We start from the raw sequence: 15,515 nt of genomic DNA, 5'->3' as shown, positions 1-15,515 counted from the left end.
AAAAACCGCCGCCCGGGCCAACCGGACGGCGGTTTCAATCACGATGTGAACCGGCTCAGGCGGCCAGCGCACCCTTGGCTTGCTCGACGATGGCCCCGAAAGCGGCGGGCTCATGCACGGCCAGATCGGCCAGAACCTTACGGTCCACTTCGACCCCGGCCAATGCCAGACCGTTGATGAAGCGCGAGTAGGTCAGCGATCCATCATGCGCGCGCACAGCCGCGTTGATCCGCTGAATCCACAGCGCGCGGAAATTGCGCTTGCGGTTCTTGCGGTCGCGGGTCGCGTATTGGTTGGCCTTGTCGACGGCCTGCGCGGCCACCTTGAAGGTGTTCTTGCGGCGGCCATAGTAACCTTTGGCGGCCTTGATGACTTTCTTGTGACGGGCGTGGGTAACTACCCCACCTTTGACGCGTGACATATCCTAAATCCTCCTTAGCGCGCGTAGGGCATCATTGGCTTGATGATACCTTCATCAGCCTTTGACAACGTGGTCGTACCGCGAGCGTTACGAAGGAATTTATTGCTGCGTTTGATCATGCCATGGCGCTTGCCGGCCTGTGCGGCCACCACGCGGCCCGAGGCCGTCACTTTGAACCGCTTTTTGCAGCTCGACTTGGTCTTCATCTTGGGCATTTCCGGCTCCTCTATTAGGTCGGTAGAACCGCACGACTCGGCATGCCACATCTGGCCGGTCCTGCGGGATGAGCGCGCCGTATACGCGGCACCGCTCAATTGTTCAAGAGGGTTTGGCAGGTAGAGTTTGCGCGCCTCAACTCACGTAGCGCGCAATCACCCGCACCAACACTTCGGGCAGATCACCAAAGCTGTAGCCACCCGGCTTGGTGCTGATCGCCCAGACCATCAGCCCCCCCGATGCCATAAGCGTAAACGTCGCCACACGCGGCGGATGTCCCTCGGAAAAGGCGGAAATGATCGAAGGTATGGAAAACACCCCCAACACCATTCCAATGGCCATCGCCAGATCAGGGTCCATCACATACCTCCGGGAAATACCTTGAACTCAACAGTCCAAGTTTAACCCGGATCGGTCGCGTAAATCAAACTTTCCTGACAAGGGGCGACGCGCAGGATATTGGTCGTGCCCGGTATGTTAAAGGGCACGCCCGCCGTGACCACGATCTGATCGCTCTCGGTCGCATAGCCATGCGCCCGCGCCGCCCGCGCGGCATTGATCACCGCCATCTTGAATCGCGTCAATTCGCCGGTCATGACGCAGGTCACACCCCAGGTCAACGCCAGCCGCCGCGCCGTGCCCAAAAGGCTGGTCAGCGCCAGAATCGGCACGCGCGGACGCTCGCGCGCAGTCAAGAGTGCGGTGGTCCCGGATTCGGTATAGCAACAAATCACCTTGATATCGGCGGTCTCGGCAATCTCGCGCGCGGCGGCAACGATCCCGTCCGCCACACTCTGCCGGTTCACACGCCGACTGGCCTCGATCACCTCGCGATAGGTCGGATCGCTCTCAACCTCGATCGCCACATTGTCCATCGTGCGCACCGCCTCGACAGGGTAATGCCCCGCCGCCGATTCCGCCGAAAGCATGATCGCATCCGATCCTTCGTAAATCGCCGTGGCCACGTCCGACACTTCGGCGCGCGTCGGCATCGGGCTGTCGATCATCGACTCGAGCATCTGCGTCGCCACGATCACCGGCTTGGCCGCAGCCCGGCAGCGCCGGATCAACCGTTTCTGGATCGGCGGCACGTTCTGCACCGGCAATTCCACGCCCAGATCGCCCCGCGCCACCATGATCCCGTCGCTGACCGCGAGGATTTCGTCAAACCGCTTCACCCCTGCCGGCTTTTCGATTTTTGACATGATCGCGGCCCGGCCGCGGACCAATTCACGCGCCTCGGTCACATCTTCGGGGCGCTGCACGAAACTCAGCGCCAGCCAGTCCACGCCCAACTCGCAGATGAATTCCAGATCCGACAGATCCTTTTCCGACAGCGCCGCCAAGGGCAGCACCACATCAGGCACATTCACGCCCTTACGATTCGAAATCGTGCCCCCGGCAATCACCTCGCAATCGGCAAACTCGGGTCCGCACGCGGTCACGCGCAGGCGGATCTTGCCATCATTCACCAGCAGGTTCGCCCCCGGTTCCAGCGCCGCGAAAATCTCGGGATGCGGCAGGCAGACACGGGTCGCATCCCCCTCTGCTTCGTCCAGGTCAAGCCGGAACGCCGCCCCGGCAACCAGATCCTCTTCGCCCTTGGCAAACACCCCAACCCGCAGCTTTGGCCCCTGCAAATCCCCCAGGATCGCAATCGGGCTGTCCAGATCCTCTTCGACCTGCCGGATGATCCGGTGCCGCTCGGCAATATCGGCCTGCGTGCCATGGCTCATATTGAGGCGAAACACATCCGCCCCCGCCTCGTGCAACGCCCGGATCGTATCATAATCGGACGAAGCCGGGCCCAGCGTGGCCACGATCTTCACATTGCGGTTGCGTCTCATCTCATGCGTCCTTCATCTTTGACATCACGGGTTATGTTAACGCTAACATCCCCCTTTTGCGCCTTATCGCGCAATTCACATTATCCCGCAACTGTTCTAAAGGACGATGACAGGAAAAACCAAGCCAATGATGTATCACCCCTTTCAGATTGTCGGCCAGGACCGCCCCGAACGCTGGCTCGTGACCTGCGATCACGCCAGCAATTGCGTACCGGACTTCGTCAACGGCGGCTGTCTTGGCGTAGCCCCTCAGGATATGGCCCGCCATATCGCCTATGATGTGGGCGCCGCCGGTGTGACGCGCGCGCTTGCCGAGGCCTTGGGTGGCCCCGCCATCCTCAGCAATTTCTCGCGCCTCGTGATCGACCCAAACCGGGGCGAGGATGACCCGACCCTCGTGATGCGCCTGTATGACGGCACGATCATTCCCGGCAATCGCCACGCGAAACCCGAGGATATAGACCGCCGCCTCAACCGGCTCTATCGCCCCTATCACACCGCCTTGGCCGAACTCGCCGCACGCCGCGCCGATACCGTCATTGTCTCGGTCCACAGCTTTACGCCGCAACTGCGCGGACGCCCGCCGCGCCCTTGGCATATCGGCCTGCTCTACGCCGCCGACCAACGCTTGGCCAAGCCGCTCATCGCCCGCCTCGCCCAAGAGCCCGACCTGTGCGTCGGCGATAATGAGCCTTACACCGGCCACCTGCCCGGCGATGCCATCGCCCGCCACGCCATCGCCTATGAGCGGCCCAATGTCCTCATTGAACTGCGCAACGACCTGATCGAAACCCCCGCGCAACAGACCGCTTGGGCGCTTCGCCTCGCCCCCATCCTGCAAGAGGTCGCCGCCCAAACCGGCCTTTGACCCCACCAACAAGGAGTATGATCATGGACGACCAGATCCGCATTGAACTCGAGGCCGCCGCCTTTCGCACCCTGCGTGCGCATCTGATGGAAAAACGCGCGGATGTGCAGAACATCGACATGATGAATCTCGCCGGATTTTGCCGCAACTGCCTCAGCCGCTGGATGCAAGAGGCCGCCAATGATCGCGGCATCGAGATGTCCAAAGACGCCGCCCGCGAACTCTTCTACGGCATGCCCTATGACGACTGGAAAGCGCAGAACCAGACCGAGGCCAGCGCCGAGCAAAAAACCGCCTTCACCAAATCCTTCGCCGAAAACGTCGACCCCAAGGACTGAGCCCGCCTTTCATCGTTCTCTAAATACTCAAATTCCCCGCCCAAGAGGACAGGATGACCACGCCCTATCGCCTGCATTACGCCCCCGACAACGCCTCGGTGATCATCCGCCTGACGCTCGAGGAATTGGGCATACCCTATGACACAGTCTTGCTCGAACGCTCCAAACAGGCCCATGCCGCCCCCGCGTATCTGGCGCTCAACCCCGGCGGGCTGATCCCCACGCTGGAAACACCCGAAGGGCCTATTTTCGAAACCGGCGCGATCCTGCTCTGGCTTGCAGACCGGCACGCCCGGCTTGCGCCTGCGCCGCAATCGCCCGACCGTGGCGATTTTCTCAAATGGCTGTTCTTCCTTGCGAACACCGCCCATACCGCCCTGCGCATAAGCTTTTATCCCGAGAAATACGTGGGGCCAGATCCCGCCGCACAGGGCCTTTTGCGCGCCACGATGCAGGCGCGCTTTGCAGATCATCTCGATATTCTGGAAACTCGCGCTGCCCCTTGGTTCTCCCCCGAAACCCCCTCGGTGCTGGATTACTATCTCGCCTGCCTGATGCGTTGGCGCGCGCTCTATCCCGAGGGCACGCGCGGCAGCTATGACGCAGGCGCTTGGCCACGTCTGCACGCGCTCTTGACGCATCTTGAAACCCGCCCCGCCACAAGCCGCGTGGCCACCGCCGAAGGGCTGGGCCCCCACCCCTTCACAGCCCCCCAGTATTGCAATCCGCCCGAGGGCAGCGCCACCTGATCCGATCACATGGCAAGGAGCCACCCTTGAAGCGTCGCTTTCGGACAAGTAGATCAAGGGTTAAGCAGCGATAAGACCCGCGATCAGGGAGCGCGCCACATGTTTCTATCCGTCTTCGATATGTTCAAGGTGGGCATCGGCCCCTCCTCCTCGCATACCATGGGGCCGATGGTCGCCGCCGCGCGCTTTTTGGACAAAATGCGCGCCTCCCCCTTCCATTATGCCGGATTGCGCGGCTCGCTGCATGGCAGCCTTGCCTTTACCGGCGTGGGCCACGCCACCGACCGCGCCACCATCCTTGGCCTCGCAGGCTTTCTTCCCGACACCTATGACAATGACAAGGCCGAGGCGACGCTAGAGCATATCCGCGACAGCCATAGCGTCACGCCCCCCGGCCTGCCCACGCTCAAATTCCATCCCAAAGAAGATCTGGTCTTTGATTTCGGCCCCAACCTGCCCGGCCATGCCAATGGCATGATCCTGATGGCAACAGACGCCCAAGGCGACGTGATCCTGCAGGAAACCTATTATTCCATCGGCGGCGGCTTTGTGCTGACCGACGCGGAATTGGCCGCAGGCAAGGCCACCGACGACGGCACGCCCATCCCCTACCCGTTCAAATCCGCCGCCGAGATGCTGGAAATGGCCGAACGCTCGGGCAAGAGCATCGCCCAGATGAAGCGCGCCAACGAAATCGCCCGTGGCGGCCCGGAAAACCTGCGCTCTGGCGTGGCCCGCATCTGGCAGGTGATGAACGACTGCATCGAACGCGGCCTCAACGCCGAAGGCATCCTGCCCGGCGGCCTCAAGGTCAAACGCCGTGCCAAGGGCATCCGCGACGCGCTCGTGGCCGAACGCGGCACCAACCTCACCGCCCCGCACAAGATCAACGACTGGATGAGCGCCTATGCCATGGCAGTGAACGAGGAAAACGCCGCTGGCGGGCAGGTTGTAACCGCGCCCACCAACGGTGCCGCTGGCGTGGTGCCTGCGGTGATCAAATACTGGCTCGAGCATGTGCCGGGCGCGCATGAGACCCAGATCGAAGAATTTCTGCTCACAGCCGCCGCCATCGGTGGTCTGGTGAAATACAACGCCTCCATCTCGGGCGCCGAGGCAGGCTGTCAGGCCGAGGTGGGCAGCGCCGCCGCCATGGGCGCGGCTGGCCTTGCCGCCGTCTTGGGCGGCACCCCCGCCCAGATTGAAAACGCCGCCGAAATCGCGCTGGAACACCACCTTGGCATGACCTGCGACCCGGTGCGCGGCCTCGTGCAGGTGCCCTGCATCGAGCGCAATGGCTTGGGCGCGATCAAGGCGGTCTCTGCCGCCTCCCTCGCCCTGCGCGGCGATGGCACCCACCTCGTGCCGCTCGACGCCTGTATCGAGACCATGCGCCAGACCGGCCTCGACATGAGCGAGAAATACAAGGAAACCTCGCTCGGTGGTCTCGCGGTCAATATCCCGAATTGTTGAAGGGGTAAGTCGCCCCACAGCCCCCGCGCGAATAGCACCGAAGGTGCCGCGCGGATCGCTGGGCCGTCCCGCGGCCTAGCGATTTTGAGAGGGCGCGCAATTCAGATGGGCCACACGGACTTGGCTGGCATAAACTGGCATCCACGTCCGTTGTTTCGCTAGTCCCCGGCCCAGCGACCGCGCGGCTCACCGCTTGGCGCAAATAGTCACAAAACCCCCAGCACCGCCTCCGGTGGCCGCCCGATCACCGCACGCGCGGCCCCGATCGCAATCGGACGCTCAATGAGGATCGGATGCGCCACCATCGCCGCCAGCAGATCCTCCGCCGCACTTTCACGCCCCAATCCCAGCGCCTTGAACTGCGGCTCACAGGGGCGCATCATCTCAATCGGCGCACAGCCCAACAGCACCAAAACAGCCCGCAATTCTGCCACAGCCGGCGCATCCTCCAGATAGCGCCGCACAACCACCTCTGCCCCATGCTCCTCCAACAGCGCCAATCCAGCGCGCGATTTGGAACAGCGCGGATTGTGCCAATAGGTGATCACAGCCATGCGTCCCGCCCGGTGCCCACGGCCTCTGCCACGCTGCCAAACCCATCCCGCTGCAACAACCGCTCCAGACCCCGGGCAATCTCTGCGACCAAAGACATCCCCTGATAGACCAGCGCCGAATAAAGCTGCACGGCACTCGCCCCGGCGCGGATCTTGGCATAGGCCTGCTCTGCGCTGGCAATCCCCCCCACACCAATCAGCGGCATTTCCCCGCCCGTCAGTTGCGACAGCCGCGCCAATACCCGCGTTGATTTCTCGAACAATGGCTGCCCCGACAGCCCCCCCGCCTCACCCTTCGCGGCACTCATCAGCCCCTCACGGCCCAGCGTCGTATTGGTGGCAATGATGCCATTCAGGCCCGAGGCCCGCGCCACATCGGCAATCTCGCTCAATTCCGCATCGCTCAGATCCGGCGCAATCTTGAGGAAAATGGGGATCGGCTGCGGCAACCAATCGCGCGCCTCCATGACCCCTTTCAAGAGACCCATCAGCGCCTCCGCCCCCTGCAACTCGCGCAGCTTCTCGGTGTTGGGGCTGCTAACATTGACCGTTGCAAAATCAAGATGCGCCCCGCAATGCGCCAGCACGCGGGCAAAATCCTCGGCCCGGTCGGCGCTGTCCTTGTTGGCCCCAAGGTTAAGACCGATCACCGCGTCGCGTGGCCGCGCCGCCAACCGCGCCGCCGCCGCTTCCATGCCTGCATTGTTGAACCCGAATCGGTTGATCACCGCCCGGTCTTCACTCAGCCTGAACAGGCGCGGGCGCGGGTTGCCCGGCTGTGCGCGCGGCGTTACCGCCCCCACCTCGATAAATCCAAATCCGGCACGGGCAAGCGGTGCCAGCGCCTCGGCGTTCTTGTCAAACCCCGCCGCCAATCCCACCGGATTGGGCAGGCGCAGCCCCGCCAGATTGGTCCGCAGCCGCGCGCTCGTATAGGCCCCCGGTGCGGGCACCAATCCAAGTTGCAACGCCCGGAGCGCCAGACCATGCGCCCGCTCCGGATCAACCCGGTGCAAAAGGCTGAGGCCAAGACGCTCCATCCCGCTCATTCCAGACCTGCCGGAAACTGATGCACGCCGTCCACCAGCGGCAAAGGCTGTGCCCAGGCCACATCCGAAAGGCGCATCTCGCGGTAGAGATGCGGGAATAGCGCGCCACCGCGCGACACCTCCCATTTCAGCGCCTCGCCCAGCCGGTCCACGGCAACCGCCACCAGCATCAGGCCCTCGGCCCCGGCAAAATGCTTGGCCGCCGTTTCCGCCGCCTGTTCAGCGGTGGAAAAATGCACATAGCCATCGGCCAGATCGACCGGCGCGCCAGCACTCTCGCCCGCCGCCCGCAGTTGGGCCCATTCCGGCCCACGCAATATCTTGTATATCATCATAGAGGCGTGATGCCTTGGCCCTGCGCGCACGTCAAGCGATGCTTGAGGCCCGCGCCCCAATCGGCTAGTCAGAGGGTCCGATCACGAAAGGGCAGCCCATGGCATTCACCATCGCAATCGACGGCCCCGCAGCGGCGGGCAAAGGCACCATTGGCCGCGCTTTGGCCGCGCATTTCGGCTTTGCTCATCTGGACACTGGGCTGCTCTACCGCGCCACCGGGCGGCGGATGCTCACCGGGCTCGATCCGGTCGAGGCCGCCCAATCCCTGCGCGCCGAGGATCTCGACGCCGATGATCTGCGCACCCCGGATGTCAGCCAGGCCGCCAGCCGTGTGGCCGCCATCCCCGAGGTGCGCCAAGCGCTGCTCGACTTCCAACGCGCCTTTGCTCGGCGTGCAGGCGGGGCCGTGCTAGACGGGCGCGACATCGGCACCGTCATCTGCCCCGAGGCCGAGGTCAAACTCTACGTCACCGCCGCCGATGCCGAGCGCGCCCGCCGCCGCCACGTTGAACTAACCGGCAAGGGCCATGACGTGACCCTCGAAGAGGTGGCCCAAGACCTGCGCGACCGCGACGCCCGCGACAGCGCTCGCGCCACCGCCCCCCTCAAACCCGCCGAAGACGCGGTGCTGCTCGACACCTCCGAAATGACCATCGAAGAGGCCACAGCCCGCGCCATCGCCATCGTGACCGCCGCCCAAGGGTGAGGCCCCTTCCGGCGAGATGCCGCCCATCCGGTTGCATGCCCGGCCATGGTCCTTAAGTTTGTGTGCAACAGGCCCATCCTGTTGCACTTGAACCAGACCAGAAAGGAGGCAGCATGTCCTTCCACAAGACACTGACCGCATCCACCGCCGCCCTCGCCTTGGCGCTTGCCGCGGCCCCGATGACCGTGTTCACCGCCCAGAGTGCGGTGGCGCAAGAGGCCGCAGAGTATTCCGGGGACCAGCTTGACGCCTTCACCAGCGCCCTGATCGAAGTGGCCAGCGTGCGCGAGAAATACACCCCCCTCCTCCAGAGCGCCGAAACCGAGGATCAGCAAACTGCCATCATTAAAGAGGCCAATGCCGAGATCACCGACGTGATCGAGACAACGGACGGCATTACCATGGACAGCTATCTCGAAATCGCGCAGGCCGCGAGCCAGGATCAGGCGCTGAACCAACGCATCATCAAGCGCGTTCAAGCCCAGAACGAAACCCTCCAGTAACCTATGAGCACCGGGGGCACCCCGCCCCCGGTTCTTTCAGCCTGTGACTGGACCACCCCGGAGACCTATGCGATGACCCGCCCCCTCGCCTTGGCCGCCTGCCTCATGGCATTGGCAACCCCCACTTTCAGCGATTCGACCGAACTCAGCGACACCGGCTCTTGCCCCGGTTGCGATCTGACAAAGGCGGCTTTTGCCGGTCAGGCCTTCGTCGGGGCCAACCTCATCGGGGCCACGCTCGAGGATAGCGATTTTTCCACCACCGACCTCTTTCTTGCCCAGTTGGACGAGGCCCGCGCCGACCGCATCAACCTGCGCAATGCCTCGCTCAAGGCCGCAACCTTTGTTGGGGCCTCCCTGCGCGACGCCGACTTTCGCGGCGCGGACCTGTCCGGGGCCAGGCTCAAGGACGCTGACATCACCAACGCCCGCTTTGACGGGGCGATCCTGTGCAACACCGTGATGCCTGACGGCGAACTCAGCCGTGAAACCTGCCGATAAAGACCGGCCCCGGCCTCCGCCCCCGACAGGCTTGATTATCCCGCCAAGCCCCTGTATATGCGCGCCTGTCACCAAAGGCGAATAAGGCCACAGGACACAAGAGATCGAGCAGGGTCGGAACCACCGGCCCTCTTTGTTTTGTGACCCGCCCGACCAACGAAACCCTGAAAGACCGGCGGAGACAACCGCTCGGCCAGAAAACCGTTAAAAGGAAACCAGAGACCACATGGCTCAACATACATCTATGGAGGAATTCGAAGCCCTCTTGAACGAAAGCTTCGAAATGGACACACCCGAGGAAGGGTCTGTTGTCAAAGGCAAGGTCATCGCAATCGAAGCGGGCCAAGCCATCATCGACGTCGGCTACAAAATGGAAGGCCGCGTTGATCTGAAAGAATTCGCAAATCCCGGCGAGACCCCCAACATCTCCGTTGGCGATGAGGTCGAAGTGTTCCTGCGGTCCGCCGAGAACGCCAAGGGCGAAGCCGTGATCAGCCGCGAGATGGCCCGCCGCGAAGAGGCATGGGACCGTCTTGAAAAGGCCTATGCCGACGAAGAGCGCGTTGATGGGGCCATCTTTGGCCGCGTCAAAGGTGGCTTCACCGTCGATCTGGGCGGTGCCGTGGCCTTCCTGCCCGGCTCTCAGGTCGATGTCCGCCCCGTGCGTGACGCTGGCCCGCTGATGGGTCTCAAGCAGCCGTTCCAGATCCTCAAGATGGACCGTCGCCGCGGCAATATCGTCGTGTCGCGCCGTGCCATCCTCGAAGAATCGCGCGCCGAACAGCGCGCCGAGGTGATCGGCAACCTGACCGAAGGCCAGACCGTTGACGGTGTGGTCAAGAACATCACCGAATACGGCGCCTTCGTCGATCTGGGCGGTGTGGACGGCCTCTTGCATGTCACCGACATGGCATGGCGTCGCGTCAACCACCCCTCCGAGATCCTGACAATCGGCGAAACCGTCAAGGTGCAGGTCATCAAGATCAACAAAGACACGCACCGCATCTCGCTGGGCATGAAGCAACTCCAAGAAGATCCGTGGGATCTGGTTGCCGCCAAATACCCGCTGGAATCGACCCATACGGGCCGCGTGACCAACATCACCGACTACGGCGCATTTGTTGAGCTGGAGCCGGGCGTCGAAGGTCTGGTGCACGTTTCGGAAATGTCCTGGACCAAGAAAAACGTCCACCCCGGCAAGATCGTGTCGACCTCGCAAGAAGTCGAAGTCATGGTGCTGGAAATCGACGGGGCCAAGCGCCGCGTGTCGCTCGGTCTCAAGCAGACCATGCGCAACCCGTGGGAAGTGTTTGCAGAAACACACCCCGAGGGCACCGAGGTCGAGGGCGAAGTCAAGAACATCACCGAATTCGGTCTCTTCATCGGTCTCGAAGGCGAGATCGACGGCATGGTCCACCTCTCGGACCTCAGCTGGGACGAGCGCGGCGAAGATGCCATCCAGAGCTACAAAAAGGGTGACATGGTTCATGCCGTTGTATCCGAAGTCGACATCGAGAAAGAGCGTATCTCGCTCTCGATCAAGGCTCTGGGCGGCGACAAGTTCTCCGAGGCCGTCGGTGGCGTCAAGCGTGGCTCGGTGATCACCGTTGCCGTGACCGCGATCGAGGATGGTGGCATCGAAGTGGAATACGAGGGCATGAAGTCCTTTATCCGCCGCTCCGACCTCAGCCGTGACCGTGCCGATCAGCGCCCCGAGCGTTTCTCGGTCGGCGACAAGCTCGACGTGCGCGTCACCAATGTCGACGCCAAGACCCGCCGTCTGGGTCTGTCGATCAAGGCCCGCGAAATCGCCGAAGAAAAAGAAGCCGTCGAACAGTATGGCTCCTCCGATTCGGGTGCGTCGCTCGGCGACATCCTCGGCGCAGCCCTCAAGGGCGACCGCTAAGCAAACCGCAACCGGCCTCGCGCCGGTTGCAATGCGCCAGACACGAAGCGGCCCCACCGATCCGGCGGGGCCGTTTTGCATTTGGGGGGGAAAGGTTTTTAACTCTATTCAGCCCTCGGAATGTCCCCGCGCGGAACAAGGCGCGGCACGCGCCGCCGCGCGGATCGCTGGGCCGTCCCGCGGCCTAGCGATGCTGAGGCGTTGCGCGACACTTCGAAGCCATACGGATTTTGCTGGCATAAATTGCCAGTTACAGATGTTGCGTCGCTAGTCCCCGGCCCAGCAATCCACGCAGCTCATCTCGTGATACCCCTCAGCTCTCCTGCCGCACCGCACCCACCACCGAGTCCATCACCTGATCCAGAACCCCCGGATTAAGCGCCTCTGCCATCACCCGGATCATCGGCTCGGTCCCCGAGGGCCGCACCAAGAGCCGCCCATCGCCCCCCAACAGCTTCTCCGCCGCCGCCACGGCGCTTTGCACCGCATCGGTCGCCATCGGGTTCTTGCCCTTGGCAAAGCGCACATTGATCAACTTCTGCGGCACCGGCTCGAACACCTGCGCCAGACTGCTGGCCTTTTCGCCCGTCTCGACCATCGCCGCCAGAAACTGCAACGCGCCGATCAAACCGTCACCAGTGGTGGCATAATCGGTCATCACGATATGGCCTGACTGCTCTCCACCAAGGTTATGACCGCCCGCGCGCATCTCTTCGACCACATAGCGATCCCCCACCGCCGTGCGCTTGAGCGCAATGCCCTGCGCCTCCAGATGCCGCTCCAGCCCCAGATTGGACATCACGGTCGCCACCAGAGTATTGCCCGCCAGACGCCCCTCACGTGCCCAGCGCGTGGCAATCAGCCCCATGAACTGATCCCCATCCGCGATCCGCCCCTGTTCGTCGATCAACACCACCCGATCGGCATCGCCATCCAGACAAATCCCCAGATCGGCCCGCGTCTCAAGCACCCGGCGCGCAGCGGCCTGCGGCTTGGTCGATCCACAATCGAGGTTGATGTTGAACCCGTCCGGCTCCACCCCCATCGGGATCACCTCAGCCCCCAATTCCCAGAGCACCTCCGGCGCCGTGCGATACGCCGCGCCATTGGCACAATCGAGCACGATCCGCAGCCCCTCCAGCCGCCGGCGATGCGGAAAGGTGGTCTTGGCATATTCCACATAGCGCCCGCGCGCATCCTCGATCCGCTTGGCCCGGCCGATCTTCTCCGGTGCCGCCAGCCGCGCGCCCTCATCCAGCAGCCGCGCAATCCCCGCCTCCGCCTCATCGCTCAGCTTGTAACCATCCGGCCCAAACAGCTTGATCCCATTGTCCGAGGCCGGGTTGTGACTGGCAGAAATCATCACCCCCACATCGGCGCGCAAACTATGGGTCAGATACCCAATCGCCGGCGTCGGCACCGGCCCCAGCAGAAACACGTTCATACCGGTCGAGGTGAATCCCGCCGTCAGCGCATATTCGATCATATAGCCCGACAACCGCGTATCCTTGCCGATCACCACGCGGTGCTCTTGCTTGTCGCGGCGAAAATATCCCCCCGCCGCCGCCCCAAGACGCAGCGCCACATCCGCTGTCATCGGCCAGCTATTCGCCTGCCCCCGAACCCCGTCCGTCCCAAACAGCTTTGCCGCCATCGTCTCTCTCCTTATCCACCCAACGCCACAGGCATACCTGTTTTCCCCTACAGGACACCACAGCGCGTTGACACACCCGAGTCGACCCCCAATACAGTCTAATCCAGAGGTTTGCGTCAAAGGGCATGTAACATGAAAATTGCGATGATCGGAACGGGCTACGTGGGCCTTGTCTCGGGGGTATGTTTTTCCGATTTCGGCCATGACGTGACCTGCGTCGATAAAAACCCCGACAAGATCGCCATGCTCCTGCGCGGCGAGGTGCCGATCTTCGAGCCGGGTCTTGACGCGCTCATGTCCAAGAATGTCGAGGCGGGCCGCCTCCGCTTTACCACCGACCTGGCCGAGGCCATCACCGGGGCCGAGGCCGTGTTCATCGCCGTGGGCACCCCAACCCGGCGCGGCGATGGCCACGCCGACCTCACCTATGTCATGGCCGCCGCCGAGGAAATCGCCCGCGCCGCCTCAGAGTATGTGGTGATCGTCACCAAATCCACCGTCCCCGTCGGCACCAACCGCGCGGTCAAGAAGGTGATCAAAAAGGCCAACCCGAACCTTGATTTCGATGTCGCCTCCAACCCCGAATTCCTGCGCGAAGGGGCGGCCATCGACGATTTCATGAAACCCGACCGCGTCGTCGTCGGCGTCCAGACCGACCGCGCCGCCGATGTCATGGCCGCGATCTACCGCCCCCTCTACCTGCGTGATTTTCCCATCGTCACCACCGATCTCGAATCCGCCGAGATGATCAAATACGCCGCCAACGCCTTTCTCGCGACCAAGATCACCTTCATCAACGAAATCGCGGCGCTGTGCGAACGCACCGGCGCGGATGTGAAACAGGTCAGCCACGGCATCGGCCTCGATGGCCGCATCGGCAACAAATTCCTGCACGCAGGCCCCGGCTATGGCGGCTCCTGCTTTCCCAAGGACACCCGCGCCTTGGCCCGCATCGGTCAGGATCACGGCCTGCCCATGCAGATCACCGAAAAAGTCATCACCGTGAACGAAGAAATGAAACGCCGCATGATCGACAAACTGCTCGATCTTTGCGACGGATCTTTCAACGGCAAGACCATCGCAATCCTTGGCGTCACCTTCAAACCCAATACCGATGATATGCGCGATGCCCCCGCGCTCACCATCATTCCCGCCCTTGTGGGCGGCGGTGCGCGCGTCCGCGTCACCGACCCACAAGGCCAGCGCGAGGGCGAGGCGCTCTTGCCCGGCGTGTCTTGGCAAGAAGACCCCTATAAATGCGCCAACAAGGCCGATCTTTTGGTCCTACTCACCGAATGGAACGAATTCCGCGCCCTCGACCTCAAGCGTCTGGCGCGCAAGATGACCAGCCCCCGCATGGCCGACCTGCGCAACATTTACTCGGTCAAGGATGCCAAACGCGCCGGCTTCATCGCCTATGACAGCATCGGCCGCCCCGCCTATCGCCACGACGCCACCCCGCAACAGGACTAAGCCCATGACCGACAGCCCAAAAACCGCCGCCCCGAAAACCGCTGTCGTCACCGGGGCCGCGCGCGGCATCGGCCTGGCCACCACCCGGCAATTTCTGGCCATGGGCTGGCGCGTGGTGATGATCGACCGCGACGCCGCAGCCCTGCAAAAGGCGGCAAGCCCGCTCTCGGGCGTTGATCCGGTGCTCTGCGATGTCTCGCAGCCCGATCAGGTGGCGCAGATGGCCGCCCATGTCACCGCCACCGCCCCCTCGGTTGACGCCCTCGTTAACAACGCGGGCGTGGCCGATTTCGGCCCCCTCGCCGAAACCGATTTCGCCCGTTGGCGCACCGTGATGGACACCAATCTCGACGGTGTGTTCCTGATGAGCCAAGCACTGCGCCCGGCGCTCTGTGACGCCCGCGGTGCCATCGTCAACATCGCCTCCATCTCTGGCCTGCGTGCCTCGACCCTGCGCGTGGCCTATGGCACCTCCAAGGCTGCCGTCAAACACCTGACCCTGCAACAGGCGGCGGAATTGGGCGAATTCGGCGTGCGCGCCAATTGCGTCTGCCCCGGCCCGGTCGCGACCAAACTCGCCATGGCCGTGCATACCCCCGACATCATCGCCGCCTACCACGATGCGATCCCCCTCAACCGCTACGGCAGCGAGGATGAAATCGCATCGGTCATCACCTTCCTCTGCTCACCCGCCGCCAGCTACGTGACCGGCCAGATCATCGCCGTCGATGGCGGGTTCGAGGCGACGGGCATCGGCCTGCCCGCCCTGCGCAACTGAGGGTTTGAAACAGAAAACCCGCCCCGGATCACTCCAAGGCGGGTTCTAATTCGTGGTTCACGCCCCGGGCCTGACCCGGGGCCTCTCGCCCAGCAAAGCAAAGATCCCAAGTCAAACCCGGGACACGCATCACAAGACGCAAA

At 63.1% G+C, this 15,515-nt stretch carries 18 protein-coding genes; 10 read left to right on the top strand and 8 right to left on the bottom strand.

What is annotated here, in order from left to right:
* Nucleotides 1-55: 55 nt before the first annotated feature.
* From rplT to pyk, 4 genes are all read right to left on the bottom strand, one after another.
* Nucleotides 56-421 (bottom strand): 50S ribosomal protein L20, encoded by a 366-nt coding sequence (rplT, locus tag ROSMUCSMR3_RS12230; RefSeq protein WP_081507475.1) that lies wholly within the window; start codon nt 419-421, stop codon nt 56-58.
* Between the two features lie 14 nt (nt 422-435).
* On the bottom strand, nt 436-636 hold the full coding sequence (gene rpmI, locus ROSMUCSMR3_RS12225) for a 50S ribosomal protein L35 (RefSeq protein ID WP_008279522.1): 201 nt from the start codon (nt 634-636) through the stop codon (nt 436-438).
* Between the two features lie 136 nt (nt 637-772).
* Nucleotides 773-997, bottom strand: a complete 225-nt coding sequence (locus ROSMUCSMR3_RS12220; protein WP_008279523.1) for a hypothetical protein — start codon at nt 995-997, stop codon at nt 773-775.
* A 41-nt stretch (nt 998-1,038) separates the two neighbouring features.
* Nucleotides 1,039-2,484, bottom strand: a complete 1,446-nt coding sequence (gene pyk / locus ROSMUCSMR3_RS12215) for a pyruvate kinase (RefSeq protein WP_081507474.1) — start codon at nt 2,482-2,484, stop codon at nt 1,039-1,041.
* A gap of 106 nt (nt 2,485-2,590) precedes the next feature.
* Here pyk and ROSMUCSMR3_RS12210 point away from each other — a divergent pair, with 106 nt between their 5' ends.
* The 4 genes from ROSMUCSMR3_RS12210 (at nt 2,591) to ROSMUCSMR3_RS12195 (ending at nt 5,912) form a co-directional block, all read left to right on the top strand.
* On the top strand, nt 2,591-3,352 hold the full coding sequence (locus ROSMUCSMR3_RS12210) for an N-formylglutamate amidohydrolase (protein ID WP_087148875.1): 762 nt from the start codon (nt 2,591-2,593) through the stop codon (nt 3,350-3,352).
* Between the two features lie 23 nt (nt 3,353-3,375).
* Complete coding sequence (locus tag ROSMUCSMR3_RS12205) at nt 3,376-3,690, top strand: DUF1244 domain-containing protein (RefSeq protein ID WP_081507473.1); 315 nt, start codon at nt 3,376-3,378, stop codon at nt 3,688-3,690.
* 53 nt (nt 3,691-3,743) lie between these two features.
* Nucleotides 3,744-4,439 carry a glutathione S-transferase family protein gene (locus ROSMUCSMR3_RS12200; RefSeq protein WP_081507472.1) on the top strand — a complete coding sequence of 232 codons (696 nt, stop codon included), beginning with the start codon at nt 3,744-3,746 and terminating at the stop codon, nt 4,437-4,439.
* Nucleotides 4,440-4,538: 99 nt separating this feature from the next.
* On the top strand, nt 4,539-5,912 hold the full coding sequence (locus tag ROSMUCSMR3_RS12195) for an L-serine ammonia-lyase (RefSeq protein WP_037296801.1): 1,374 nt from the start codon (nt 4,539-4,541) through the stop codon (nt 5,910-5,912).
* A 206-nt stretch (nt 5,913-6,118) separates the two neighbouring features.
* Here ROSMUCSMR3_RS12195 and arsC read toward each other — a convergent pair whose 3' ends face one another.
* The 3 genes from arsC to ROSMUCSMR3_RS12180 are packed head-to-tail and all read right to left on the bottom strand — an operon-like array spanning nt 6,119 to nt 7,850.
* Nucleotides 6,119-6,466, bottom strand: a complete 348-nt coding sequence (gene arsC, locus ROSMUCSMR3_RS12190) for an arsenate reductase (glutaredoxin) (protein WP_198385519.1) — start codon at nt 6,464-6,466, stop codon at nt 6,119-6,121.
* Nucleotides 6,457-7,515: a quinone-dependent dihydroorotate dehydrogenase gene (locus ROSMUCSMR3_RS12185; RefSeq protein ID WP_081507471.1), complete on the bottom strand. Its 1,059-nt coding sequence runs from the start codon at nt 7,513-7,515 to the stop codon at nt 6,457-6,459. The genes arsC and ROSMUCSMR3_RS12185 overlap by 10 nt, the downstream gene beginning before the upstream one ends.
* A complete protein-coding gene (locus ROSMUCSMR3_RS12180; protein ID WP_008279531.1) occupies nt 7,512-7,850 on the bottom strand; it encodes a DUF952 domain-containing protein in 339 nt (112 codons plus the stop codon). The genes ROSMUCSMR3_RS12185 and ROSMUCSMR3_RS12180 overlap by 4 nt, the downstream gene beginning before the upstream one ends.
* Before the next feature lie 98 nt (nt 7,851-7,948).
* Here ROSMUCSMR3_RS12180 and ROSMUCSMR3_RS12175 point away from each other — a divergent pair, with 98 nt between their 5' ends.
* The 4 genes from ROSMUCSMR3_RS12175 (at nt 7,949) to rpsA (ending at nt 11,467) form a co-directional block, all read left to right on the top strand.
* Entirely contained in the window at nt 7,949-8,557 is a 609-nt protein-coding gene (locus ROSMUCSMR3_RS12175; RefSeq protein WP_008279532.1) for a (d)CMP kinase, read from the top strand.
* A gap of 113 nt (nt 8,558-8,670) precedes the next feature.
* A complete protein-coding gene (locus ROSMUCSMR3_RS12170; RefSeq protein ID WP_008279533.1) occupies nt 8,671-9,060 on the top strand; it encodes a DUF4168 domain-containing protein in 390 nt (129 codons plus the stop codon).
* Nucleotides 9,061-9,132: 72 nt separating this feature from the next.
* Nucleotides 9,133-9,561, top strand: a complete 429-nt coding sequence (locus ROSMUCSMR3_RS12165; RefSeq protein ID WP_008279535.1) for a pentapeptide repeat-containing protein — start codon at nt 9,133-9,135, stop codon at nt 9,559-9,561.
* A gap of 226 nt (nt 9,562-9,787) precedes the next feature.
* Nucleotides 9,788-11,467, top strand: a complete 1,680-nt coding sequence (rpsA, locus tag ROSMUCSMR3_RS12160; RefSeq protein ID WP_081507470.1) for a 30S ribosomal protein S1 — start codon at nt 9,788-9,790, stop codon at nt 11,465-11,467.
* 313 nt (nt 11,468-11,780) lie between these two features.
* Here the strand turns inward: rpsA and glmM are convergent, their stop codons facing one another.
* Complete coding sequence (gene glmM / locus ROSMUCSMR3_RS12155) at nt 11,781-13,121, bottom strand: phosphoglucosamine mutase (RefSeq protein WP_037296805.1); 1,341 nt, start codon at nt 13,119-13,121, stop codon at nt 11,781-11,783.
* A gap of 132 nt (nt 13,122-13,253) precedes the next feature.
* On the opposite strand from glmM, the gene ROSMUCSMR3_RS12150 reads away from it, so the two are divergent.
* Together ROSMUCSMR3_RS12150 and ROSMUCSMR3_RS12145 are read left to right on the top strand one after the other, a co-directional pair.
* Complete coding sequence (locus tag ROSMUCSMR3_RS12150) at nt 13,254-14,594, top strand: UDP-glucose dehydrogenase family protein (protein WP_081507469.1); 1,341 nt, start codon at nt 13,254-13,256, stop codon at nt 14,592-14,594.
* Nucleotides 14,595-14,598: 4 nt separating this feature from the next.
* A complete protein-coding gene (locus ROSMUCSMR3_RS12145; RefSeq protein WP_081507468.1) occupies nt 14,599-15,372 on the top strand; it encodes an SDR family NAD(P)-dependent oxidoreductase in 774 nt (257 codons plus the stop codon).
* The last annotated feature ends 143 nt before the right edge of the window (nt 15,373-15,515 follow it).

This window comes from Roseovarius mucosus, assembly GCF_002080415.1.
GTDB lineage: Bacteria > Pseudomonadota > Alphaproteobacteria > Rhodobacterales > Rhodobacteraceae > Roseovarius > Roseovarius mucosus_A.
This window is presented reverse-complemented; position numbering and strand designations above follow the sequence as displayed.